Source organism: Aeromonas sp. 603607 (genome assembly GCF_049171595.1).
GTDB lineage: Bacteria > Pseudomonadota > Gammaproteobacteria > Enterobacterales > Aeromonadaceae > Aeromonas > Aeromonas veronii.
Genome location: NZ_JAAKOV010000007.1, coordinates 94,061 through 117,413, shown reverse-complemented (window position 1 = coordinate 117,413; position 23,353 = coordinate 94,061). Strand labels below are relative to the sequence as shown.

At 56.8% G+C, this 23,353-nt stretch carries 18 protein-coding genes, 1 tRNA gene and 1 pseudogene; 8 read left to right on the top strand and 12 right to left on the bottom strand.

All coding sequences use genetic code 11. The features are described from left to right. The first annotated feature begins 138 nt into the window (after nucleotides 1-138). Entirely contained in the window at nucleotides 139-639 is a 501-nt protein-coding gene (locus tag G5315_RS08925; protein WP_216953138.1) for an SRPBCC family protein, read from the top strand. Between the two features lie 205 nt (nucleotides 640-844). Here G5315_RS08925 and glk read toward each other — a convergent pair. Beyond that, nucleotides 845-1,816, bottom strand: a pseudogene (glk, locus tag G5315_RS08920) (glucokinase); the annotation flags it as partial. Nucleotides 1,817-2,160: 344 nt separating this feature from the next. Between glk and G5315_RS08915 the strand changes: the two are divergent. The 4 genes from G5315_RS08915 (at nucleotide 2,161) to G5315_RS08900 (ending at nucleotide 8,227) form a co-directional block, all read left to right on the top strand. Then, the gene (locus tag G5315_RS08915) at nucleotides 2,161-3,018 is read left to right on the top strand and encodes a MurR/RpiR family transcriptional regulator (RefSeq protein ID WP_005347620.1); all 858 of its coding nucleotides are present in this window, start codon (nucleotides 2,161-2,163) and stop codon (nucleotides 3,016-3,018) included. Nucleotides 3,019-3,192: 174 nt separating this feature from the next. Continuing rightward, entirely contained in the window at nucleotides 3,193-4,632 is a 1,440-nt protein-coding gene (pyk, locus tag G5315_RS08910; protein ID WP_337072373.1) for a pyruvate kinase, read from the top strand. A 203-nt stretch (nucleotides 4,633-4,835) separates the two neighbouring features. Next, nucleotides 4,836-5,612: a beta cell expansion factor BefA gene (befA, locus tag G5315_RS08905; RefSeq protein WP_323912847.1), complete on the top strand. Its 777-nt coding sequence runs from the start codon at nucleotides 4,836-4,838 to the stop codon at nucleotides 5,610-5,612. A 224-nt stretch (nucleotides 5,613-5,836) separates the two neighbouring features. After that, nucleotides 5,837-8,227, top strand: coding sequence for a YgiQ family radical SAM protein (locus G5315_RS08900; protein WP_421332913.1), 2,391 nt, complete (start codon nucleotides 5,837-5,839; stop codon nucleotides 8,225-8,227). A gap of 83 nt (nucleotides 8,228-8,310) precedes the next feature. Here G5315_RS08900 and G5315_RS08895 read toward each other — a convergent pair whose 3' ends face one another. The 4 genes from G5315_RS08895 to G5315_RS08880 form a co-directional block, all read right to left on the bottom strand. Then, the gene (locus tag G5315_RS08895; RefSeq protein ID WP_100646511.1) at nucleotides 8,311-9,963 is read right to left on the bottom strand and encodes an AAA family ATPase; all 1,653 of its coding nucleotides are present in this window, start codon (nucleotides 9,961-9,963) and stop codon (nucleotides 8,311-8,313) included. Further along, nucleotides 9,960-11,048, bottom strand: coding sequence for a DUF4297 domain-containing protein (locus G5315_RS08890; RefSeq protein WP_100646510.1), 1,089 nt, complete (start codon nucleotides 11,046-11,048; stop codon nucleotides 9,960-9,962). The genes G5315_RS08895 and G5315_RS08890 overlap by 4 nt, the downstream gene beginning before the upstream one ends. A gap of 398 nt (nucleotides 11,049-11,446) precedes the next feature. Then, nucleotides 11,447-12,946 carry a histidine-type phosphatase gene (locus tag G5315_RS08885; protein ID WP_421332912.1) on the bottom strand — a complete coding sequence of 500 codons (1,500 nt, stop codon included), beginning with the start codon at nucleotides 12,944-12,946 and terminating at the stop codon, nucleotides 11,447-11,449. A 242-nt stretch (nucleotides 12,947-13,188) separates the two neighbouring features. After that, entirely contained in the window at nucleotides 13,189-13,797 is a 609-nt protein-coding gene (locus G5315_RS08880; RefSeq protein ID WP_421332911.1) for a short chain dehydrogenase, read from the bottom strand. Nucleotides 13,798-13,902: 105 nt separating this feature from the next. Here G5315_RS08880 and G5315_RS08875 point away from each other — a divergent pair, with 105 nt between their 5' ends. Together G5315_RS08875 and G5315_RS08870 are read left to right on the top strand one after the other, a co-directional pair. Then, on the top strand, nucleotides 13,903-14,784 hold the full coding sequence (locus G5315_RS08875) for a LysR family transcriptional regulator (RefSeq protein WP_421332910.1): 882 nt from the start codon (nucleotides 13,903-13,905) through the stop codon (nucleotides 14,782-14,784). A 128-nt stretch (nucleotides 14,785-14,912) separates the two neighbouring features. Then, entirely contained in the window at nucleotides 14,913-15,827 is a 915-nt protein-coding gene (locus G5315_RS08870; protein WP_421332909.1) for a Gfo/Idh/MocA family protein, read from the top strand. A gap of 111 nt (nucleotides 15,828-15,938) precedes the next feature. Here G5315_RS08870 and G5315_RS08865 read toward each other — a convergent pair whose 3' ends face one another. The 3 genes from G5315_RS08865 to G5315_RS08855 all read right to left on the bottom strand — a co-directional run bounded on the left by G5315_RS08865 (nucleotide 15,939) and on the right by G5315_RS08855 (nucleotide 19,288). Next, nucleotides 15,939-16,289, bottom strand: coding sequence for a TusE/DsrC/DsvC family sulfur relay protein (locus tag G5315_RS08865; RefSeq protein ID WP_019446869.1), 351 nt, complete (start codon nucleotides 16,287-16,289; stop codon nucleotides 15,939-15,941). A 24-nt stretch (nucleotides 16,290-16,313) separates the two neighbouring features. Continuing rightward, nucleotides 16,314-18,467 (bottom strand): YccS family putative transporter, encoded by a 2,154-nt coding sequence (gene yccS / locus G5315_RS08860; protein WP_421332908.1) that lies wholly within the window; start codon nucleotides 18,465-18,467, stop codon nucleotides 16,314-16,316. A 164-nt stretch (nucleotides 18,468-18,631) separates the two neighbouring features. Next, nucleotides 18,632-19,288 carry a Bax inhibitor-1/YccA family protein gene (locus tag G5315_RS08855; RefSeq protein ID WP_227342215.1) on the bottom strand — a complete coding sequence of 219 codons (657 nt, stop codon included), beginning with the start codon at nucleotides 19,286-19,288 and terminating at the stop codon, nucleotides 18,632-18,634. Nucleotides 19,289-19,496: 208 nt separating this feature from the next. Between G5315_RS08855 and G5315_RS08850 the strand changes: the two genes are divergently transcribed. Then, nucleotides 19,497-19,584: transfer RNA gene (locus G5315_RS08850), tRNA-Ser, on the top strand. Between the two features lie 138 nt (nucleotides 19,585-19,722). On the opposite strand, the gene exeN is transcribed toward G5315_RS08850, so the two are convergent. The 4 genes from exeN to exeK all read right to left on the bottom strand — a co-directional run bounded on the left by exeN (nucleotide 19,723) and on the right by exeK (nucleotide 23,283). Next, entirely contained in the window at nucleotides 19,723-20,490 is a 768-nt protein-coding gene (gene exeN, locus G5315_RS08845) for a GspN family type II secretion system protein ExeN (RefSeq protein ID WP_421332907.1), read from the bottom strand. After that, the gene (exeM, locus tag G5315_RS08840) at nucleotides 20,487-20,978 is read right to left on the bottom strand and encodes a GspM family type II secretion system protein ExeM (RefSeq protein ID WP_421332906.1); all 492 of its coding nucleotides are present in this window, start codon (nucleotides 20,976-20,978) and stop codon (nucleotides 20,487-20,489) included. Before exeM ends, exeN begins: the two co-directional genes overlap by 4 nt. Then, a complete protein-coding gene (gene exeL, locus G5315_RS08835; RefSeq protein ID WP_236768760.1) occupies nucleotides 20,975-22,159 on the bottom strand; it encodes a GspL family type II secretion system protein ExeL in 1,185 nt (394 codons plus the stop codon). Before exeL ends, exeM begins: the two co-directional genes overlap by 4 nt. 122 nt (nucleotides 22,160-22,281) lie before the next feature. Next, nucleotides 22,282-23,283, bottom strand: coding sequence for a GspK family T2SS minor pseudopilin variant ExeK (gene exeK / locus G5315_RS08830; protein ID WP_236768759.1), 1,002 nt, complete (start codon nucleotides 23,281-23,283; stop codon nucleotides 22,282-22,284). Nucleotides 23,284-23,353 lie beyond the last annotated feature (70 nt).

Sequence of the window (23,353 nt, the reverse complement as noted above, 5' to 3'; positions counted from 1 at the left end):
GGTCACTGTTCCCTGTTGCACGCGGGCAAGGTTATCTGGGGCAAATGACAAGGGTGTGATTAAGGGCTGTCCAATACATTTGTCATGGGGCTATACTGCCGAAGTCCCCTGTATGGATGGCGTGAGGATTGTTGATTTATGGACAATAAACAGATTGAAGGCAACATTTTTGTTCCGGCTCATATCGATGACGTGTGGCACGCCTGGACGACAGAGAGTGGTCTGCGCAGTTTTCTGGCTCCCGAGTGTTTGATGGTAGCCGAACCGAATGGCCCCTTCGAAATCTACTTCAGGCCGGATGCTCCACTGGGTGAACGGGGCAGTGAAGGGTGCAGGGTCATGGCTGTCATGCCCTATGATTTGCTCAGCTTTAGCTGGAATTTTCCGCCCAGTCTGCCCCATATTCGTCAGCAGAAGACTCAGGTTTGTCTGCGCTTTGTGCCGGAAGGGCAGGGCACTCGCCTCTACTTCCTGCAAACCGGTTGGGCCAATGATCCTGACTGGAATCAGGGGTATGCCTACTTTAGGGAAGAGTGGCTGGAGACCAGCCTGCCACGGCTGCAGTACCGCTTTACCCACGGCCCCATCGACTGGAACAACCCGCCCGACAAGGCACAGCTGAAGGCGTTGTCCCAGTAATTTCGGGGCACAGAGATAAAAAAAACCGGCCAAAAGGCCGGTTGAAACAGTTCAGGCTTGTCAGGTGACAAACGTATCCAGCGGATGAGAGTCGCTTTCCACTCCTTGTGAAGTACAACCCTCTTGGTTACGTGCCACTACTATATGCCATCCACACTGAATCGATGCTGAACCACGGATGTTTCAGTTTCACTCCACCTTCCAATCAGATGGTAATCCCCATCGACTGGCGCAGGTAAGCGCCAGCGCCGAGCAGGCCAGGCCCTTCATGGGTGATCAGGAATACCGGAATATCCTTGAGGTAGGATTTGAAACGGCCCTTGTCTTCAAAGGCAACCCGGAAACCGGAACTGGTGAAGAACTCCTGGAAGCGCGGCACTATGCCCCCTGCGATATAGACGCCGCCAAAGGTGCCCATATTGAGCGCCAGGTTGCCGGCAAAGCGGCCCATCAGCACGCAGAACAGGCTCAGGGTGCGGCGGCAATCCAGACACTCGCCCGCCAGCGCACGTTCGGTGATGTCTTTGGGAGCGAACGGCTCCGGCTCACGACCATCGGATTTCACCAGCCCGCGATAGAGATTGACCAGGCCCGGGCCGGATAAGAAACGCTCGGCCGAGACATGGCCCAGTTCGCCACGCATCACCTGCAGCACCGCATCTTCCTCTTCGGTGTTGGCGGCAAAATCCACATGACCCCCTTCGCCCGGCAGGCTCAACCACTGATCGCCCGCCTTGACCAGATGCGCAACCCCAAGGCCGGTGCCCGCTCCATAGATGGCGATGGGTTTGCCAGCCACCGGTGCGGTGCCGCCCAGCTGGATGCGATCCGATTCGGCCAATACCGGTACCGCCATCGAGACCGCGGTAAAGTCGTTGATTACTTGCAGACGCGCCAGCCCGAGATTGCTCTGCATCTCGCTGATGGAGAACTCCCAGCTGTGGTTGGTCATGGCGACCCAGTCACCATTGATGGGGCAGGCGATGGCGATGCAGGCTTCCGCCACCTCGACCTTGTGTTCCTCCAGATAGAGGCGAACCACGGCTTCAAGGCTGGGATGGGCCAGACCTGAGTAGGTCTTTGCCTGAGAGATAGTACCGGTGGCCAGCTCACACAGGGCCAGACGCGCATTGGTACCGCCGACATCGCCGACCAGCGCATGGGTATGCTGCATAACAACTCCTTCGTTACAGGATGGGGACGACTGTGGTGTCCCGACATTATTGTTGGATTATGACGGCCCATTCTATCCGAGCTCAGGCTCACTCACCCGCCGGATCGATACAAACGTGCGCCTGCTCACAGTGTTGTTGCTTTGCAACATTTGTAAGCGGTTTCACAGTGAGGTGACGTTTTGTAACGAAAAGTACGAAATAATTAGAGATGAGTCATACTTTGTACGGCAGGCGTTAGTTGCGATAACCGCTTGTCTTGTATAGTCATCAGCTTGATTGGAAACCTGCTTAGCCGTAGATTTAGTGCAAAGACACTGAAGCTAAATTACAAAAACGTCTGGTGGTGATGATGAATACCCTTGATAAAATTACGAACAACCTGGAAAGTTTCAGTAAATCAGAACGCAAGGTTGCCGAGGTGATCCTGGCGTCTCCCCAGACCGCCATCCACTCCAGCATCGCCGCCCTGGCCAAAATGGCCGACGTCAGTGAACCGACCGTCAACCGTTTTTGCCGTCGCCTCGATACCAAAGGCTTCCCCGATTTCAAACTCCATCTGGCCCAGAGCCTGGCCAATGGCACTCCTTACGTCAATCGTCATGTGGAAGCAGAAGACGGCCCCGATACCTACACGGCCAAAATCTTCGAATCCACCATGGCTTGTCTGGATGCCGCCAAAAACAGCCTGGATATCTCGGCCATCAACCGCTGTGTCGATATCCTGACCCAGTCCAAGAAGATCAGCTTCTTTGGTCTTGGCGCCTCCTCAGCCGTTGCCCGCGATGCCCAGAACAAGTTCTTCCGCTTCAATATCCCGGTGGTGAGCTTTGACGATATCGTCATGATGCGCATGAGCTGCATCAACAGCAGCGAAGGGGATGTGGTGGTGCTGATCTCCCATACCGGCCGCACCAAGGCGCTGGTCGAGATCGCCGCGCTGGCGCGCGAGAACGACGCCACAGTGATCGGCATGACCGCCAAGGATTCCCCGCTTGCGCGCGAGTGCAACCTGGTGCTCTCCATGGATGTGCCGGAAGATACCGATGTCTACATGCCGATGGCTTCCCGCATCGCGCAACTGGCGCTGGTGGATGTGCTGGCAACCGGATTTACCCTGCGCCGGGGGATGAAATTTCGTGAAAACCTGAAGAAGGTAAAAGAGGGATTGCGTGAATCCCGCTTTGAAACACCACACTCTTCCTGAATCGTCGGGGGCTTTGGCCCCCGACTGTCTATGCCACCCTCCTTGGTGTAGTCTTGATGTGGTATTGTAACTTAATAACAAAAACCACCCGGATGGTTTGCTAGCGGGTGCATCGAGCCATCGGCTTGATGGGGCAGAATCTCAAGTTATCTCAACTTCATATTGGAGTCTTTCATGCCTAGACGTACAAAGATTGTAACCACACTTGGTCCGGCCACCGACCGCGAAGGGATCCTCGAAGGGATTATCCGCGCCGGCGCCGACATGGTGCGGATGAACTTCTCTCACGGCACTCCTGAAGATCATATCCAGCGCGCCAATCAGGTGCGTGACATTGCTGCCAAGCTCGGCCGCCACGTTGCCATCATGGGTGACCTGCAAGGCCCGAAAATCCGTGTATCCACCTTCAAGGATGGCAAGATCTATCTCGCCATCGGTGACAAGTTCGTGCTGGATGCAGCCCTGGGCAAGGGTGAAGGCTGTCAGGAGCAGGTTGGTATCGACTACAAGAGCCTGCCAAATGATGTGGTGCCGGGTGACATCCTGCTGCTGGACGATGGCCGTGTACAACTGAAAGTCGAGAGCGTGGAAGGCACCCGCATCCATACCACTGTGACCGTGGCGGGCCCTCTCTCCAACAACAAGGGCATCAACAAGAAAGGGGGCGGTCTCTCCGCGCCAGCCCTGACCGAGAAAGACAAGGAAGATATCAAGACAGCCGCGCTGATGAACGTGGATTATCTGGCCGTCTCCTTCCCGCGCTGCGGTGATGATCTGCGTTACGCCCGCGAACTGGCTCGCGAAGCTGGCTCCAATGCCAAGATCGTGGCCAAGGTCGAGCGCGCCGAGACCGTCGCCACTGACGAAGCGATGGAAGATATCATCCTCGGCTCTGATGCCGTTATGGTTGCCCGTGGCGATCTGGGCGTCGAGATCGGTGACCCCGAGCTGGTTGGCGTGCAGAAGAAGCTGATCCGTCACTCCCGTCGTCTCAACCGTGTGGTGATCACCGCTACCCAGATGATGGAATCGATGATCAACGCGCCGCTGCCGACTCGTGCAGAGGTCATGGACGTCGCCAACGCCGTGCTGGATGGTACCGATGCGGTGATGCTCTCTGCCGAAACCGCCGCCGGTCAGTTCCCCATCGAGACTGTGACCTCCATGGCGAGCGTCTGTGTCGGTGCCGAAAAGCACCCGAGCCTGAACGTTTCCAATCACCGCATGAGCTACACCTTCACCTCGGTGGAAGAGGCGGTTGCCATGTCCACCATGTACGCAGCCAACCACCTGGAAGGGGTCAAGGCGATCGTGGCGCTGACCGAATCGGGCACCACTCCGCTGCTGATGTCCCGTATCAGCTCCGGTCTGCCGATCTTCGCCATGTCTCCCCACAACAAGACCCTGGCCTGGACCAACCTCTACCGTGGCGTGACCCCGGTGCTGTTCGACGGTGACGAGACCAAGCCGGTCTACGAAGTGTGTCGCGACGCGCTGGCCGTGCTCAAGGAGAAGGGGCTGCTGCAAAGCGGTGACATGGTACTGCTGACCCACGGTGACAAGATGGAAACCGTCGGCAGTACCAACACCTGCAAGGTGATGATGGTCGAATAAGCCCGTCCGGTTTTACAGTGTTCAACAAGGCTGCTCCTCTCTGATGAGCAGCCTTTTTATTTCGGGCTGTGGCGGGATAAACAGGACTCAATGATTGCTTAACCCGATTCCCCTTCCGATAATGCGGGAGTGGTTTTCACCGGGTAGCCTGTTGTAGGGGATCGCAGGATAACCCAGACACTCGACAATACGGGAGTGAAAAAATGAACAAGCGTAACTGGTTGCTGGCCCTGTCACTGACGTTGGTGGTGTCACCCAGCCATGCCGACTGGGAGAAACTGAAGGCTGCCGCCGCCGATCTCGGCACCGCCGTGAGTGAGACTAGCAAGGAGGTATGGCAGGATGTCAGCGACTTCTCCAAAAAGAGCTGGGCCTCCATCTCTGCCTGGGGTGAAGAGGCGTTCAATACCGCCGGGGTCTGGACCGACAAGAGCATCGCCACTGGCAAGGAGTGGCTGAAGGTAGCCGACAAGAAGCTCGACGAGATGCTGGAGCCCAAAACCCCGCAGGAGGCGCGGGTGGCGCTCAACACCATGGCCGACACGGCACTGGTGCGCCTGTTCAATGAACAGCCTTCAGCCAAGTTGCTGTTTGACAAGGCGTATGGCTACGCAGTATTCGATTCGCGCAAGTTCTCCCTGATGCTGCATACCAATCAGGGCGCCGGGGTGGCCATCAATCGCAAGAGTGGCAAACACACCTATATGAAGATGTTTGGCGCGGGGCTGGCGGCCGGTATCGGTGGCAAGTTCTATCAGCAGGTGATCCTGTTTGAAGACAAAGCCAGATTCGATGCCTTCGTGACCCAGGGTTGGGAGGCCACTTCCGAAGTGGGCGTGGTAGCTGGCAAGGAGAGCGCCGAGCTTACCGCCAAATACAACGGCGGCATGGCCATCTACCAGATCGGCGAGAAGGGATTGCTGTTCGATGCCAACATCTCCGGCTCCAAATACTGGATCGACAAGGATTTGAGTCAGTAACCATTAAGGCGGTGAGCCCTCGGCATTTGCCCTGCTCACCGTGCGGCAGTTGCAGTCAAAGATCGCCCGCACTCATCCTGCGGGCGTGCTTGTTTGTGGTGGCGTGACGGTGGTGTTGGATGGCAAAGCGCCTTTTCCCGTGCGAATGCTGGGGACAAAAAGCCATCGCCCCCCTTGGCTGCAACCGGTATAATGCGCGACCCGAATTTTTCCAGGTGTTCAAAATGCAGCCGGTACCCAACCTTTTCTCCTATCCCCGCTATTGGGCCGAGTGCTACGGCACGGCGCCCTTCCTGCCCATGTCCCGCAAAGAGATGGACAAGCTCGGTTGGGACAGCTGCGACGTCATTCTGGTGACGGGGGATGCCTACGTGGATCACCCGAGTTTCGGCATGGCGGTCATCGGCCGGATGCTGGAGGCGCAGGGCTTTCGGGTCGGCATCATCGCCCAGCCGGACTGGTCATCGAAGGATGACTTTATGCGTCTGGGCAAACCGAACCTCTTCTTCGGGGTGACCGCGGGCAACATGGACTCCATGATCAACCGCTACACCTCCGACAAGAAGCTGCGCCACGATGACGCCTACACCCCGGGGGATGTGGGCGGCAAACGGCCGGATCGCGCCACTCTGGTCTATACCCAGCGCTGCAAAGAGGCCTTCAAGGAGGTGCCGGTCGTTATCGGCGGCATCGAGGCTTCCTTACGCCGCATCGCCCACTACGACTACTGGTCCGAGACCATCCGCCGCTCCATCCTGCTCGATGCCAAGGCCGATATCCTCATCTACGGCAACGCCGAGCGGCCGCTGGTGGAGGTGGCTCACCGCATCGCAGCGGGGGAGACCATCGACACCATGCAGGATATTCGCGGCACCGCCGTTATCCGCAAGGAGCCGCTGCCGGGCTGGAAAGGGGTGGATTCGAGCAAGCTCGACCAGATTGGCCGCATCGACCCCATCATGAACCCCTATATGGAAGGGGCCCCATGCTCGGATGATGCCACCGACGCGGCCCCTGCCGCGCAGGAAGCCCAGCCTGTGCTGGTGCAGCCACCCAAACCCAAGCCGTGGGAAAAAACCTATGTGAAGCTGCCGGCGTTCGAGAGGGTGAAAGAGGACAAGGTGCTCTACGCCCACGCCTCGCGCATTCTGCACCACGAAACCAACCCCGGCTGCGCCCGCGCCCTGTCACAGGCTCACGGCGATCGCATCGTCTGGGTCAACCCGCCCGCCTTCCCGCTTGAAACCGAGGAGATGGACGGCGTATTCGGCCTGCCCTACCAGCGGGTGCCGCACCCGGCCTATGGCAACGAGAAGATCCCCGCCTTCGAGATGATCAAGACCTCGGTCAACATCATGCGCGGCTGCTTTGGCGGCTGCTCCTTCTGCTCCATCACCGAGCACGAAGGGCGCATCATCCAGAGCCGCTCGGAGGAGTCGATCTTGAAAGAAATCGAAGATATCCGCGACAAGGTGCCGGGCTTTACCGGCGTCATCTCGGATCTCGGTGGCCCCACCGCCAACATGTACAAGCTGCGCTGCAAGAGCCCCAAAGCCGAGCAGACCTGCCGTCGCGCCTCCTGTGTCTGGCCCACCATCTGCCCGCACATGGACACCGACCACAGCCCGACCATCAACCTCTATCGCAAGGCGCGCGACCTCAAGGGGATCAAGAAGATCCTCATCGCCTCCGGCGTGCGTTACGACATCGCGGTCGAAGATCCCCGCTATATCAAGGAGCTGGCCAAGTACCACGTTGGCGGCTACCTCAAGATCGCGCCGGAACACACCGAGGAGGGGCCACTCTCCAAGATGATGAAGCCGGGCATGGGCAGCTACTACCAGTTCAAGGAGCTGTTCGACAAATACTCCAAAGAGGCGGGCAAGCAGCAGTACCTGATCCCCTACTTTATCTCTGCCCACCCGGGCACCACGGATGAAGACATGATCAATCTGGCGCTCTGGGTCAAAGAGAACCGCTTCAAGCTCGATCAGGTGCAGAACTTCTACCCGTCGCCGCTCGCCAACGCCACCACCATGTATTACACGGAGAAAAACCCGTTAAACAAGGTGAGCCGTACCGGTGGCGATGTGTTTGTCGCCAAGGGCGAGCGCCGTCGCCGCCTGCACAAGGCGCTGCTGCGCTACCACGATCCCGCTGGCTGGCCGATGATCCGCGAAGCCCTGCTTGCCATGGGCAAGGGTCACCTGATTGGCAACGGCCCGGGTTGTCTGGTGCCTGCGGAAGGGCGCAACGAGCGCGCCGCCACTGGCAAGGGGCTGAAACCGGCCCTGACTCGCCATAGCAACATTGCCCATCAGCGCGGCAACGGCGCAGGCAACAAGGCTGTGGGCCAGAGCAATGGTCAGCACGCTAGCGGCAGCACCAACAAGAGCGGCAAGGGCAATGGCAAGCCGCTGGGCTCCGAGCTCAAGCTGGGGAACGGCAAGCCCGCCGGACAAGGCGCAGGCCAGAATGCTGGTAAGGGCAAACCAACTGGCAAACCCGCCCATAAGGGCAAGGCGCCTACCCGTGCCGGCTCCTCCAAACCTGCCACTCAGCAGGGCGGCAAGCCTGCGGCCAAAGGCAATAGTGCCAAGCGACCGGTACGGTAATATTTCTGATAGGAAAGCGATAGAAAATAAAAAGGCGACCGGATGGTCGCCTTTTTACAGGCTGTGCTGTCTAAGCAATCTGATTAAGACAAAGATGCTTTTTGGTATAACGGCATGATTTGCTGATAAACATCGCTGTATAAATGTGCTTTTAATAAGCTGTATTTTTCAGTCATTGTAAGTGTTTTAAATGCATTAGTTTCTCTTTCGAAAGAAACAGAACCGATAATAAGCTGATTGTTAGTAGATAGGCCATTAATACATAAATCAAATAATTTTTTTGTAGTATGCGGATCAGGATCCTGTTGTTTAGGTGAGTCAATTATAACTGGGAGCATCGGGTTTGTTGATTTAGCTTCTATCGTTTTAAGAAGAGCATAATGATAAGCTAATATTGCTCTTGGCGCACGGCTACCAGTTTCGCTTTTTGATATAGGACCGTATTGGAGAATAGTTCCAACTTTTGGGTCTTTTATACCTAGTTCGGTTTGTGCAAAAATCAATGACTCTTTAAATATTTCATTAATTTCACGGGTGCGTTTTTTATCATCGAACTCTGCTAAACGCTCTGATAATTTAGTTCTGGATTGATCTAGTTCTCCAATTTTTCTTAGTAGTTCATCGATCTGTTCATCGAATGTTGACTCAACCTGTTTACTTGCTTGAGATTTTATAACATCTTGAAGTGTCAGTTGCTCTTTAACTTCTTGAAGCATACATTTAAGTTCTGAGCTTAATTTTTGAGCGTTTCTCAAGTCTTCTTTTATTTTAGAAATTTGATCATCATATAATGATTTTTGATCATACAACTCAGGGATGATTTGCAACAGATTTTCTCTGTTTGCAAGGATGGCATACTTGGCTTCTAAGCTTGCAGACGGGGATAAAAAATCTATATTACTGTCATCAAGCTGTCTTTTGGATGAGTCTATCTCTGCTACTAATTCATCTCGTTGAGATAGAGCTTTTATGAGTTTAATTCTGTACTCTGTTTCTTCCTGATGTAAATGCTGGCACTTACTCAGAAATCGTTCCAATAACATTTCATAATATTCAATATCAATATCAAATAGTACTCTTCCGAATGAATCTTCGAAGCGCTTCTTAGCAGTTTCTAGAGCTTTTAATGTTGCTCGTGTTTCTTTAAGGTCAATATCTATTAAACTAATTTTACCTTGAAGCCTATAATATTCCTTTGGCTTAATCCCAGTATGAAAATTAAGGATGTTTTTCTGCCAGTCTTTGTACATCTTCAAGCTACTAAATGAATCTAATACTGTCGCCCATCCGTCATCCTGATCAATATAGAACGGAAGATAAAGGCTTGCTGGGTGTGCTTGCCCTTGAACCAAGGCATCCTTTAAAACCAGCTCTAAATTAAAGTCAAATATATCTCGTACGGTCAAAGCGATCTCTGTACGAGAATTAGAAGTCACTAGGAGATGTTCATTGTCATCAGTAATATCAAATATGGAAATACGTTTTCCGTGACGAATAAATGCATAGTCTCGATTTTTTACGCAAATGACAACCTTTGAAACAAAGCTATCTTTCTTCCACTTCTGATCTAAGCGAATATCGGCTCCTAATGTATAATATAGATTCTTTATAAAACTGGACTTCCCTGTGTCATTCTCTCCAGTAATAATATTTATATCGGGTGAGAATTCATAAGAGAAGCCTTTTTTATCTCGAAGGGATAATATATGGGCACTTTTAAAGTAGATGTGTCTCATGTCTTATTCCCTTCTAGCAACTTCTGAATTATGGAATAAACAACGATGCATTCTTTTTTTCCTGATGTTAAAGCCAATTTGTAGTCAGGGCAACGTGCATCAATATTGTTTATGGTTGTAAGTATATATTCTTCTAGATTTAAATTGATTTTTGATTCGTCGTAAAATGCAATGGCATACTTTTGATAAGTGCGTGTCGGATTATTCACATCTTGGTTTATTTCTATGCAAATCTGTGAGAAGTTTGCTTGTAATAGAATGAGCTGTATTGAAGTTTTATGAAGGTCATGAAATACCTGCCTTGCCATTTCCCAAGTAGGTATAGTTTTATTAATAGCATTCAACTCTTCTAGAACAGAGTTGAAATCTTGAGATGAAAATCCTTTTCTTGCGATTAAATCTGAAAAGTCAATTATATCTGCTGACTTAACCTTAGATTTTTTTCGACATTCCTGATCCAGTAATGATGCTAGCGCATTAATATTAAGAATAGAGCTATCACCATACTTCCTACTAATGAAGTCACATAGTTTACCTTTGAGATGGATAATGTGATCATCTAGGCTCAATGATGACTGAATAAACTTCATTACTGAAAGGTCAATACATGAATCATCGAGCTTAACCTGGTTCTTTATTGCTTTTTTAAATTTTATCTGGTATTCATTCTTTATTTCATTAGCCCTAAAAGAAGATTTTCCACCATTACTACCACATAAATTTAATGATGCGTTTGTAACAAACAAAAGTTTCGGTGAATACTCAATAAAATTTTTGTAATGAACAAATAGTTTTCCAATAATAGATATAGGTTTTTTGCTGGTGCTATTGCTCAGTGACGATGCTGTCCAGTGATTTTCATTTGTTTTTACTTGTGCAAATGTCAAATTTTGGGGGGTTGAGTGATCATCAAGAATAAGGACATCATCGTGATACTCAAAAATAAAAACATAATTTTTACCATTTAGCTCATATTCCAGCATCTCAGATAAAGCCCAGCAAGCTTGATAATCAAAACCGCGCTGAGCAATTTCTCCGCCTCTTTCAGATTGTGGAATATCAACTAAGGCTTCAGCTAAACCCATAGACTTCCTTATTTATTGTTAATTTGACTTGCTCATCTTGGATTAAAGGCATAAGGAAGAATCAGGGACACTTATGTTTCTTAACAAGGTGTAGTGCAGCCAAATCCCACGCTACCGCCCGTGGATTACAGCTTCCAATATGCTCCCTTGACCCGCGCTGGCAGCAACCCATCGCAGTTCAACAGGTTCTGAATGGCCATGGTAAGCCAAATGAAACTGTCGAGGCGAGTCTTAAAGTAACTTAACTATCAGAAATTAATCGTTTTTTGAGCTTGATCAGCAAATGGAGCCGGAAGGCGGCTTTGTAGCCATATCCCGCTTTGGCAAACAGGGAAGGGGAGTGAATAGGGGCGACCTGCTGGTCGCCCTTGTTATTGCCATATCCGGCGCGCTAGGGGTTAGCCGTTATAGCCGTAGCAGCGTTTGAGCTCCTCGAAGTCGTAGTAGTGGCTGCCGCTTTGGTAGGGCTGGCAGCCGGTCTTAAAGGCGATCTCCTTTTCGTTGTAGAACATCTTGACCAGCACCTGCCGCTGCCCGTTCTGGTAGATATCCCACTGAATATTGGCGGTATAGGGGGAGACCCAGCCGCCGCGCCACTCGTTGTTCTGCTGGCTGAACAGCTGATCCGGGCTGGCCCCCTGACGGCTCCCTTCCAGCTTCATCAGGGCGGCGAGGGGGATAATGGCTTCAGCGTGGGCAAAGCGCAGGGTGGCCTGTCGGCTCTGCTCGCCCTCCACCACCTGACGCTGCACCTCGCCAAACATGCCGTCGAGCAGCGGCTGGGCAATGGCGTAGGGGGCGTTCTGGTTGGCAAAGCTCGGCCCCTTCTCGTAGAAATCTTCCGCATCGGAGAGGTAGGAGAACCAGGCAGACTCCTCCGGGGTCAGGAACTGTTCCAGCGCCCAGGGTTCGCTGCCCTGTGCCTGCGCTTCGCGGATCATGCCGGGGCCGATGATAAAGAGGTTGTAGAGCATCAGGGCGGCATCCACTTCGTCGCGCACATAGGTCATGCCGCCATCCTCCGGGTTGACGGCGACAAACTCGACGCCGCCCGCCAGATAGTCGACAAACCCCTTGCTGTAGATACGCTCCAGCATGCTGCGAGCCATCTCTTTGGTCTTGCTCAGGTTTTTAAGCTGATCCAGCGCCCTGGCCAGCTCGGGGGCCGGGGCGATTCCGGCATCTTCGTCGCCGATAAAGCGCTGGTAGCTCTCATAGGCGGGCAGGTAGCGGGCGTAATCCCCCTCGGGCGTGGTCTTGTGGAAGTAGAGCTCGAACTTGTTGACCAGCTTTTTGTTGATCTTCGAGGGGTCATCCTGCGTGAGGTAGCACTGCGCCGAGTCGCTGACATAGCTCACGTCGCGCTTGAGGCTCTCCATAAAGTAGAAGGCGCTTTCGTTGGCCCTGTCCTTGCCCGAGGTGACCACCTTGATGCAGTGGGGCTCGCTGCTGTTGAGCAGGGTCGGCAGCCGCGCCGCCAGCCGGGTGGCGAGATTGGCGTGTTCCTCCTTGCCCAGCGCCGAGAGCAGGCCGTAGCCCAGTTTCTGGTTGGCGGCCGTCACCAGATCGACCTTGCCTCCCAGCCCCTGTCCGAGAGTGGTGAGCGCCCCCTGACGCTGCGCCTCTTCCCAGACCAGCTTGGTCAGCACGTCATATTTCGGGCTGGAGAGTGAGCGCGAGCCGTGGCGCGCCACCATCTCGGTAAAGACCGGGCTGAACCCCTGAGGCGCTGGCTCGTAGCTCTCCGCCTGCTGCTGCGGGCTGTAGACCGCTTTGGTGCTGTATTGATAGGCGGTTTTGCCCTGGCTGTCGGCAGACGATTCGTTCTCTGACTGGCAGCCGCCAAGCAAGACCAGCGAGACGGCCAAAGCCACATAAGAAGAGCGCGGGAAAGTCATGATGTTCCTTATCTATCCATATGAAAAATAAGTGAAAAACTCTATGGCTTGAAAATGACCGCGGGATGTCAGCCAGATGACAGGCTGATGACTTCTGATAAAGCAGTAAGCAAGGGGAGAGAATCTCTTTTTCGGAACCCCCACCTTGTTGATGCAAAAAGCCCCGAGAGCTGGCGCTTTCGGGGAAGAGGAAAAACATCGACAAGGAATTACAAAGGCGGTGGGGTCAGACCTGAGCAAGATCAGGCATCGACATAGAGCACCTGACCGCTAATAAAGCCATCGACGGAGCGCTCAAACGCCTTGCCGACCAAAGCGCCCGGCACCGGCTGGAAGCCCGGCATCATCTCGCCATATACGTCCCACGCCTCTTCTAATACGGTCGGGTTGACCACATTGATGCGAATGCCGCGGGGCAGCTCGTGGGCCACGCACTGGACAAAGGTATCGATGGCGCCGCTGGTGGTGGCATCGGCAATGGCCAGCGGGATTGGCTTGATATTGAGGATGCCGGAGATCAGGGTGAAGGAGCCCCCCTGATTGATGTAGTTGACGCCGACATTGACCAGATTGATCTGCCCCATCAGCTTGCTCTGGATGGTGGTTTGCCACTGCTCGTCGCTCATCTCGCCAAAGGGGGCGTATTCGCAATAGCCGGCGGTATTGACCACTGCATCGAAGGAACCCACGTTTTGGTAGAGCCGCTTGATGGACTCTCGGCTGGTGATATCCACCTGAAAATCACACCCCTCGCCGGAGCGGCTGGCGGTGATCACCTTGTGCTTGCCCAGACCACTGAGAGCGGCTTGCCCCATTTTCCCCTGAGCACCAATCAGAATGACTGTTTTCATCGTTAACCTCGCTTTGCTGGAAGAGCTGCAAGGTTAGAGAGCCACTGATACAATGTAAATCATTGGTGGTTTGTATGTGATACAACTGAAATTGGTGAGGTGAGGGTGGAGAAGATCGATATCAGACAGATGCGGGTACTGGTGCTGCTGGTCAGATACAAGAGCGTGTCGCGGGTGGCCGAGCTGCTGGAGATCTCCCAGCAGGGGGTGAGCAGCCATCTGAAAAAGCTGCGCGACCTCTTTCCCGCCGAGCTCTTTATCCGCCAAAGCGCCGGGTTGCAGCCGACCGATTACGCCTGCGAGCTGGCTGACAAGTTCGAGCAGATCCTGGCCGATATCGACGGGATCTTTGTGGCAGCCCCCTTCGATCCCGCCAGCAGCCAGCGCACCTTCAGGGTGATGGCGAACGAATATGCCCAGCTCGCCATTATCCCAAGGTTGGCGAGCGCCCTGCGCACTCAGGCGCCCTCCATCCGGCTCGATGTGGTGGACTTTCAGGCCGATCAGCATCTGGACGTGCTGGCCAGCGGCGAGGTCGATCTGGTGATTGGCTTTGATGCCTATCTCGACCTGGGGTTGCTGCGCGCTACTCTGCGCCGGGATCACTACTGCTGCGTGCTGCGCCGCGACTCCCGATATCTTTCGGACCACGCCCCGCAGGATCTGGCGGCCATCCCCTTTGTGCAGTTCGCCAACAGCGTCGGCAATTTCGAAGGGCAGATGAACCCGCAGCAGGTTGCCAGCGCGGCGGTGGCGACGCTCCCCTGTTACACCTCGCTGCAAGCCTTTATGTCGGTCAATGACGTGGCGGCCTGCATTCCGTCGGCCATCGCCACCCTCGGCGATTTTCGCATGCTGGAGCTGGCCGGGGCGCCGCAGCAGTTCGAGGTGGTGGTTGGCAGACACCGCAAAAGTCAGGGTAATTTCGCCATCGAGTGGCTGGCCGAGGTGATCAAGTTGGTCTGCGATCTTGCCATGCCTAAATAACGTCGCCGTTTGCACAGAGCTGCGCACGCCAGTCAGCGCGCTAACGGCAGGCTGGATCTGCGGGACAAATCCTGCGATGGTGCGGGCAGTTATCCGCTTGTCCCGTTATCGAGTGAAAAGGAGTTGAGATGCGCATTGCCATGATTGGTCTGGGGGATATCGCCCAAAAAGCCTATCTGCCGCTGCTGGCGAGCGACGAGCGGGTCACCCCGCTGCTCTGTACCCGCAATCCGGCGGTGCTGGAGAAGCTCGCCCGCCAGTATCGGGTCGCAGAGTGCTTTACCGATGTGGCGGCCATGCTGGCCAGCCGCCCCGATGCCGTGATGATCCACGCCGCCACCGCCGTTCATCGCGAGCTGGCCGAGCAGTGCCTGCGGGCAGGGATCCCCACCTTTGTCGACAAGCCCCTGTGCGACAATCTGGCCGAGGCCGAGGGACTGGCCAACCTCGCCATCGCGCAAGACTGCGCCCTCTTTACCGGTTTCAACCGCCGCTATCTGCCTGCCATGGATGCCGCTCGTGCCCAGCCGCTCACCGAGCTCAACTGGCAGAAACACCGCTTCGCCCTGCCCGGCAAGGCGCGGGATTTTATGTTCGACGACTTTATCCATGTGCTTGACAGCCTCTGTTTCTATGGCGGCGTGCCGGGCGGCGACTTTCATGCGGTATTGCGACCTTATACGAAGGACAACAGCCTGTTGGCCGGGGTAAGCGTTAGCTGGCAGAGCGGTGATCGTGCCATCAGCGGCAGCATGAACCGCAGCGCCGGGATCACCGAGGAGCGCATCGATGCCTACGGCGACAACCTCTCCCTGCACCTTGAGAACTGCACTCGCGGCATTATCGCCCGCGATAAGCAGGCCGAGATGCTTAGCCCCAACGACTGGCAGCCGGTGCTGGCCCAGCGCGGCTTTGCCGCCATGCTGGAGCACTGGTATCAGCAGATTGAAATCGGCAAGGCCGACAGCGAGCTGATCGCCTCCTACCTGCACGGTCATCGGCTGGCGGAGCAGCTGGTGGCGCTGGCTGACAAGCGGGAATAAGGCTGGCTGGAAGCCTGAGGGATGTGAATACGAGGTGCGCGAAGATAGCGCACCAAACACAACGGGGGCCGCAGTTGCGGCCCCCGTTGTTATGGGATGAGATGCATGGGATCAGATGCACTTCACCGGTTTGGGCAGGCCGCCAATCTTGGTCGCCTGCTTGGCTGGGCCTTCCGGGAACAGCTTGTAGAGGTAGCGGCTGTTGCCCTTTTCGGGGCCGTACTGCTTCTCCATCGCCTTGACCAGCGCACGGATGGCGGGGGAGGTGTTGAACTCCAGATAGAAGGCGCGCACAAAGCGCACCACTTCCCAGTGCGGCTCCTCAAGCGTGATCCCCTCCTGCGCGGCCAGCACCAGCGCCAGCTCCTCGCTCCAGTCGTTGCTGTTGAGCAGGTAGCCCTTGGCATCGGTCTCGATGAGTTGGCCGTTGAATTCCAGCTGATGTTTTTCGGACGCAGACATGAGGGCTCCTCGCTAATGGGGCTATCAGGATTGGGCGGGCATGGTAGCGCCTTGATCCCCGGTGAGCAACCGGCTCTCGTTGGCCAGATGCAGCAGCTGATCCGCCAGCTCGCTGATCAGGTTGAGCTGCTGGGTCAGCATCAGCTGTTCCTCGCTGCTATCCGGACTTATCACCGGACACTGACCACCGATGGAGCTGGAGGGGTTGCCCGCCAGATGACCGGCGGCCTGTTCCAGGGTGTGGCAGATGTGGTGGCGCACCTCATCCAGCCCGCTGATGGCCTCCAGCTTGTCGCGATGGGCCCCCAGCGCCGAGATGTAGGAGAGCAGGGCGTGGTTGCGCCAGGTGAGGGTAAAGCAGAGATCGAGGAAGCGGCGGCGCTTTTGCGGCTCCACCAGCATGCTCTGCCAGGCGGTGGCCAGCTCGCTGTCCGCCAGATGGGCGCTTTTGCGTGCCACCCGATAGTCGATGGATTCGTCCCGCTGCTGCTTGAGGCTTGCCAGCACTGCCGAGAGGTAGCGGGCGTTGGCCGAGAGCGAGTTGGCGATAAGCGTCGGCAGCCGTTTGTACTGCCAGTCAGGCCAGAGCCAGGCCACCAGCCCGTAGGAGATCAGGCAGCCGAGCAGGGTATCGAGCAGCCGCGGCCCGAGGATCGCAAAGCCGATGCCATCGAGCAGGTTGAACGCCATCAGCACGTAGAGCGTGATAAAGCAGACCGCGGCGCTGTAGTTGTTGCGCACTTGGGTGAAGAAGAGGAAGGCGGCCAGTCCCATCACCACCAACTGAACGTGCAGCTCGGGGAAGAGCCAGAGCACCGGAATACCCACCAGAATACCTGCGAAGGTGCCGAGCATCCGCTGCACCAGTCGGCGGCGGGTGGCGCTGTAACTGGGCTGGCAGACAAACAGCACGGTCAGCAAAATCCAGTAGCCCTTCTCCAGATCAAAGGCTTGCAGTATGCCGTAGCCGATCACCAGCCCGAGTGACAAACGCAGCGCATGGCGAAACACCATGGAGTGCAAGGTGAGGTGCTGCTTGAGCTGGGCCAGCAGCGGCAGGCGGGGCGGGCGCGCCAGCGCGGGCAGCTCCTGCTCTGGCTGCTCGGGGTTTTGCAGCACTTCGGCGCTGCTCAGCAGCTGGTTGATGCTGGCCAGATTGCGGCGCAGGAACTTCATCGGCGTCAGCAGGGTTTTCGGGTAGTGCTGCTTGAGATTGGTGAACTCCAGCTGATCGCCGAGGGCCTCCAGCGTCCAGTGGATGCGCTTGTTATGGGCGTAGGGCTTGTGCACCAGAATGGCGTAACCGAGCCGCTGACATGCCTCGGAGAGTTGCAGGAACACCTCCTGAAATCCTTCCAGCACTATGCCCTGCTTGAGCTCCGCTTCCAGTCGGCTGTAGGGGTAGTGGCTGGAGGTGGCGCGTTCGTGAATTTCCAGCGCCAGCAGATAGAGGCGCAGCAGGCTGGCAAGCTCGGGGCTCGCCGGATGGCGGCGGCTCAGGCGGGCGTTGAGGGCCGACTTGGTGAGGGTCAGCGCGCTCACCAGATTGATGTTGAGCTGGGCCAGATTGTGGCGAATGGCCTGGGCGCCGTGCTCGTCCGCCGGGAAGAAGCGGGACTTTTCCAGCAGGTAGCGGCCAAGGGCGAAGTAGCTCTGGGCCAGTTGCTCGTGCAGGGTCTTGTAGGGCAGCAGCCAGAGCCAGATGAACGAGACCAGCCCGTACCAGAGGGCGCCGGCGCCGAGTGCCAGCGGCTGGTAGAAGAGATCCGGCGCCTTGGCGGCCCCCAGCATGGTGTAGATGGCGATCAGCAGCGAGCCGAAGCTGATGGTGGCGTAGCGAGCGCCGAGCGCCCCCACCATCACGAAGATAAAGGTGGAGCTGGCCAGCCCGATGGCAAACAGCCAGGGGGTGGGGTAGAGATACTGCACACACAGGGACGCAAACATGAAGCAAATCAGCGTCATGGCGAGGTTCTTGAGCCGTCCCCACAGGCTGTCGTCGGTTTCGGCGATGGCGCCCGCCACTACCCCGAGGGAGAGCAGCACGGTGAGCTGGATATTGCCGGTGGCCAGGGTGAAGGCGAGCAGACCGAGAATGGCCAGCAGCACTTTGAGAGCGAAGTAGATGTGACTATCGGTCAGTAGTCGGCGCAGCAGGCCAGAGAGATCCATCGGCATGAGACAGGTGAAACCCTTGATCGAAACGAGAGCGAGATAGTAACCCGCCAAGCGCGAAGTGGCCCTGATCCAAATCAGGGCCACTTCGCTTCATATCCTTGATTTACAACTTATCCTGACAAAAATCGGCGCCAATAAAAACCCCGCCGAAGCGGGGTTTCTGATTAGTTGCGGTTGCCGCCAAGCAGGCTCAGCAAGCTCAGGAAGATGTTGTAGATGGAGACATACAGAGTGACGGTGGCAGAGATGTAGTTGGTCTCGCCGCCGCGCACGATCTGCTGGGTAGTCAGCAGGATGGCGCCGGAGGAGAAGAGCATGAACATGGCGGACAGTGCCAGGCTCAGGGCGCTCATCTGCAGGAAGATGTTGGCAATCATGGCCACCAGCAGTACCCAGAAACCGACGAACAGCATGCCGCCAATGAAAGAGAGGTCACGCTTGGTGGTCAGGGCATAGGCCGACAGACCGAAGAAGGTGAGCGCGGTGCCGCCAAGGGCGGTCATCACGATCTCGCCACCACCATTGTTCATGTACATGTTGATGATGGGGCCCAGGCTATAGCCCAGCAGACCGGTCAGGGCGAAGGTGAAGACCAGCCCCATGCCGTTGTTGCGATTCTTCTCGGTCAGGAACATCAGACCGTATACGCCGATGAGGAAGATGGCCCAGTGCAGCGGCGGCATGTTCATTACGGTCGCGATGCCCGCCACCACGGCAGAGAAGCCCAGAGTGAGGGAGAGCAGCATATAGGTGTTACGCAGCACCTTGTTGGTATCGCGTACGGCACTTTGGGTGCCAGTGTAGATAGAACGGGTATCCATCTTGGGTGTCCTCTTGATGTCCGGGTGAGACGGCGAGCAGCCGCCTCGTGATCGCTGTTTGTTACTGCATGTTTACGCATTGTATGTAGAACAAATAGGGATGACGAGGAACAATTTCAAGCCACCTGCCATTTTGCTCCCGCACACTATCCCACAGGAAATATGTATTGCATATGAACAAGGGCTTAGCGTAGTATGCACGCCGTTCGGAGGGGTGGCAGAGCGGCTGAATGCACCGGTCTTGAAAACCGGCGATGGGCGACCATCCGTGGGTTCAAATCCCACCTCCTCCGCCATATTCAAAGAGAAAGCCCAAGCGGTCACCCGCTTGGGCTTTTTTGTATCTGTCGTATCTGGTATTTCAACTGACATGTCACATGGACGATAAAAATGGCTCGGGTTGTCCCTGAGCCATTTTCACCTTGAATGAGGGCTTAGATCCGCCCCTGATAGCGCAGGGGGAAGCGGCCCTGACTGTCGGGCTGGCCGAGGAAGGGGAGCCCCTGCTGCATCTGTGGCGGCAGTGCCGGGCCCGGCTTCAGGGTGCCCTGGAACAGGTATTGGCCGTTGGGTTGCAGCTCGAGGCGACCCATGGTCTGTACCGCATCGGAGCCCTGCTTGAGTTCGGCCACCAGTTTGGAGTCGAGGCAGGTGAGTTTCACCTCGGGGTCGGCCAGATCCAGCTTGCCCGCCGGGGTATCGGCGCTGGCGTTGTACCAGTCGAGGTTGCCGTAGAGGTTGTCGCACCAGGGGTTGCCCTGGGCAAACTGCTCCACTTTGAGCTGCAGCTGGCCGCTGACGGTGATCGGGATCGGCAGGCGCATCGGCACCCGGCTCAGCAACCAGGGGGCGGGGGCGTTGAAGGTTAGATCCCGGCCGAAGGCGGCGCCATTCCAGCCGACAACGCCCTGACCATTGAGGCCGTTGCGATCGCCAAAGCGAATGGCCACTTCGGGGGCGAAGCGCAGCAGCGACCAGCCGTTGAGATCCCAGCGCAGCTGGCTCACCGATTCGCTGGCATATTGCAGCCGGGCGATCTGGCCGTTCCAGAGGGTGCCGCTTACCCCTTCCAGTTTCAGCAGGTTGGCAATGTTGGCAGGCAGCGGCAGATAGCGCGCCACCAGCGCCGCAGGCAGGGTGGCCAGCAGGAATACCAGATAGGCTGCCAGAAACAGGCTGGCAATCAGGATGCGTTTTTTCATTGTGGACGACTCAACTGCAAACGTCTGACCTTGACCAGACCCGGGGCCAGATCCTCGCGGGCGATCTCGATGATTTGCACCTGAATGCCGTGCTGCTCCACCAGGGTGGAGAGCCAGAGCAGCAAGTCATCAAACTGGACCGTATCGATCCACACTTGCAGCTCCTGCGCCTGGGGTTGCAGCCGGGCAATCTTGATCTTGTGGTTGAAGGCGGTGCGGTTGACCACCCCTTCCAGGGTGCCGCTGGTATCGATCTGGCGACCCGAGCCACCCTGCATGGCCAGCACCTCTTCCCCCTTCTCCTTGAGCCAGGCTAGGGTCTGCTGCTGGTTCTGCACCTGCCGCTCCCGCTCAGCGATGCGGTTGGTGATGGGCTGCCAGACGCTCCAATAGAAGAGACCGACCAGCAGCAGAATGCCACCTGCGGCCACCAGCCGCTGTTCCCGTGCTGTGATGCCGTGCCACCAGCTCTGCAATTTTTCCATCATGATGATTTACCCTTGAGCACCAGTGCGCCCTCTACCTTGCCCTCAGTGCTGCGCACCTCGCCTTGCTGTACCTCGAATTGCTTGCCAGCCAGCTCGCGGAACCGCTCGATCTCGGCAAAGCCGGGAGCGGTCACCTGCAGCCGCAGCTCGCGGCGACTGGCATCAAAGCGCATCACCTGCGGCTTGAGGCCGGGTACTTCGGCAAAGGTGGGGGCCAGCTCGGTGAGCATCAGCAGTACGCCGTTTTGCGGGGCTTGTCCCATCTGTTGCAGATGCTGGTTGATCTGGCTGCGCACGTTCACGATGCGGCTCTCACCCGGGAAGATGCGGGTATAGACGGCACGGATCTCCGCTTTCAGCGCCTTGTCCTGCTCGGTGAGCTGATAGAGTTGCACGCCGCGCTGGCCGAGGGCCACCAGCAGTAACAGACCGGCGGTGATGGCTACCTTGCGCCACTGCAACCAGTAGCGGGCATATTCGGTCTGCGGCCGGTAGGGGCCGGTCAGCAGGTTGGCGCGGCAGACGAGTGCCCCTTTGGCCAGCAGCAGCATAGGGAGTTCAGGCTCCGCCGCCTGCCAGTTGGCGGCGGCAATGGCGGGCACAGGTGTGTGGCTGTGGATGGTGATCGGCTCCGCTTCGGTTGCCAGCAAGATGGCCAGCAGCGGCTCGTCGGCGACGATCCCCTGACAGGGGCCTTGGCGTACCAGCCACTCGCTGCCGAGTTGCAGGGCTGACCAGCCATCAGCGGCCTGTGGCAGCGCCAGCACATCGGGCAGCAGTTGCAGGCTCTTGAGGCCAGCGGCATCGAGCCAGCCGAGCCACTCGCCCATCTTCTGCCGATCCACCGCCATCAGATCTACCTGCGGGCCGTCGTGGGCCAGTACCACCAGATGGAGCTCGTCCACGTCGGAGGCGATCTGCTCCTCCAGCAGGTAGGGGAGGGCCGCTGCCGACTGGCGGTTGTAGCGACCCGGCAGGGTGACGCGCCGGAAGATCAGATCGCTGCCCGGCACCAGCGTGACCACGGGGCGGCCACCGGCTCGCTCCTGCAGCTCGCCCAGGGCATCGGCCGAGGGCAGGGTGCCGGAGGCGATGATCTCCTGCTCCTGACCGGACCAGACCAGCCAGGCCACGGGTTGTTGTTTATTGGTCCCCAGTCGGATGACCAGACTTTCGCTCACGCATCTCTCTCCTGCGATACCGGTTTGCAAAGGGCGTTGTGCGCCCTGGCAACCGGTGCGCAGCCCGCAGGCTGCATCCAACATCTCTCGTACCCGCGGGCGAAGGCCCGCCGGTGCGCTGTTTATTCGGCGCCGCTACTGAGGCGGCGCAGCATCACCAGTTTATTGTCCTTGCCCCGCTGGAACAGGGTTTCGAGCCAGGCCCGGTTACCGCCGACCTCGGCCACGACTCGGGCTTCGAAGAAGTCGCTCTTGACCACCAGCGCATCTTTCAGTCCTTTCACCGAATCGACCGGAGCGAGCATGTCTGTCATCAGCTTGCTCTCTTTCCACCCCTTCTGTGGCCGCTCGTTCAGCACCCGCTTGGCGTCATCCAGCCCGATAGTACCCAGATAGAGGGCAACCAGCAGCTCGGGGCGCTGGGGGGCAAGGGTATTGATATTGATCTTCAACTTGTCGTTGGGCAGGGTGCAGACATAGGGAGCCAGTTTGGCATAGACCCTGGCCGTCACCCCGCGCACCGCCCTCAGCTCGTCCTTGCCCAGCATCCACTGGTTGGCGGTCAGATAGGGTGGCTTGAGCCCCTCGTAATAGGCGTCCTCTGCGCCAAGGCTGGATACCAGCACCGTATCCTTGTCAGTCCAGTCACGGATGGCATCGGTGAGCTGGGCCGCCTCGTAATCATCCATCGCCAGCTGCTTGAGCAGTTCGCGAAACACCTGCACCGGATAGGGCTGCTGCGCCAGCTCCTCGCCGCTCCCCGCCTTGGAGGCCACGCTCAGGCTGTTGAGGTTGAAGCAGGATTGCAGGTCGGTCACCTCGCCCTTGAGCTGGCCATCGTCCACCGGAAACACAGTGTTCTTGCGGGCCCAGTTCTGGCTGAGGTTGACCACCTCGGGGTTGTCCTTGAAATCCTGCGTTAGCACCTTGCTCACCAGCGCTTCTGCCGAGAGGGCATACCACCACGCCTGTTTGCCTGTGGTGATGTTGGCGGTGCGGCGCAGCTCAAGCTGCAGGCGGCCGCTCATATTGCTGGCGATGATCACCATCACCGAGAGGATCAGCAGCACCACCAGCAGCGCCATGCCGCGCTGGCGACCGGGGGCGGCGAGATTAGCCCGCATTGGCGCCCCCTCCGTTCTGGCTGTCACCATTACCGCCATTGGTATTGCCGTTGCCGCCGTTGTTCCCGTT

Coding starts and splice junctions, on each gene's coding strand:
- G5315_RS08925 (WP_216953138.1), top strand. CDS start 139: ATGGACAATAAACAGATTGAAGGCAACATTTTTGTTCCGGCTCATATC.
- G5315_RS08915 (WP_005347620.1), top strand. CDS start 2,161: ATGATGAATACCCTTGATAAAATTACGAACAACCTGGAAAGTTTCAGT.
- pyk (WP_337072373.1), top strand. CDS start 3,193: ATGCCTAGACGTACAAAGATTGTAACCACACTTGGTCCGGCCACCGAC.
- befA (WP_323912847.1), top strand. CDS start 4,836: ATGAACAAGCGTAACTGGTTGCTGGCCCTGTCACTGACGTTGGTGGTG.
- G5315_RS08900 (WP_421332913.1), top strand. CDS start 5,837: ATGCAGCCGGTACCCAACCTTTTCTCCTATCCCCGCTATTGGGCCGAG.
- G5315_RS08895 (WP_100646511.1), bottom strand. CDS start 9,963: ATGAGACACATCTACTTTAAAAGTGCCCATATATTATCCCTTCGAGAT.
- G5315_RS08890 (WP_100646510.1), bottom strand. CDS start 11,048: ATGGGTTTAGCTGAAGCCTTAGTTGATATTCCACAATCTGAAAGAGGC.
- G5315_RS08885 (WP_421332912.1), bottom strand. CDS start 12,946: ATGACTTTCCCGCGCTCTTCTTATGTGGCTTTGGCCGTCTCGCTGGTC.
- G5315_RS08880 (WP_421332911.1), bottom strand. CDS start 13,797: ATGAAAACAGTCATTCTGATTGGTGCTCAGGGGAAAATGGGGCAAGCC.
- G5315_RS08870 (WP_421332909.1), top strand. CDS start 14,913: ATGCGCATTGCCATGATTGGTCTGGGGGATATCGCCCAAAAAGCCTAT.
- G5315_RS08865 (WP_019446869.1), bottom strand. CDS start 16,289: ATGTCTGCGTCCGAAAAACATCAGCTGGAATTCAACGGCCAACTCATC.
- yccS (WP_421332908.1), bottom strand. CDS start 18,467: ATGCCGATGGATCTCTCTGGCCTGCTGCGCCGACTACTGACCGATAGT.
- G5315_RS08855 (WP_227342215.1), bottom strand. CDS start 19,288: ATGGATACCCGTTCTATCTACACTGGCACCCAAAGTGCCGTACGCGAT.
- exeN (WP_421332907.1), bottom strand. CDS start 20,490: ATGAAAAAACGCATCCTGATTGCCAGCCTGTTTCTGGCAGCCTATCTG.
- exeM (WP_421332906.1), bottom strand. CDS start 20,978: ATGATGGAAAAATTGCAGAGCTGGTGGCACGGCATCACAGCACGGGAA.
- exeK (WP_236768759.1), bottom strand. CDS start 23,283: ATGCGGGCTAATCTCGCCGCCCCCGGTCGCCAGCGCGGCATGGCGCTG.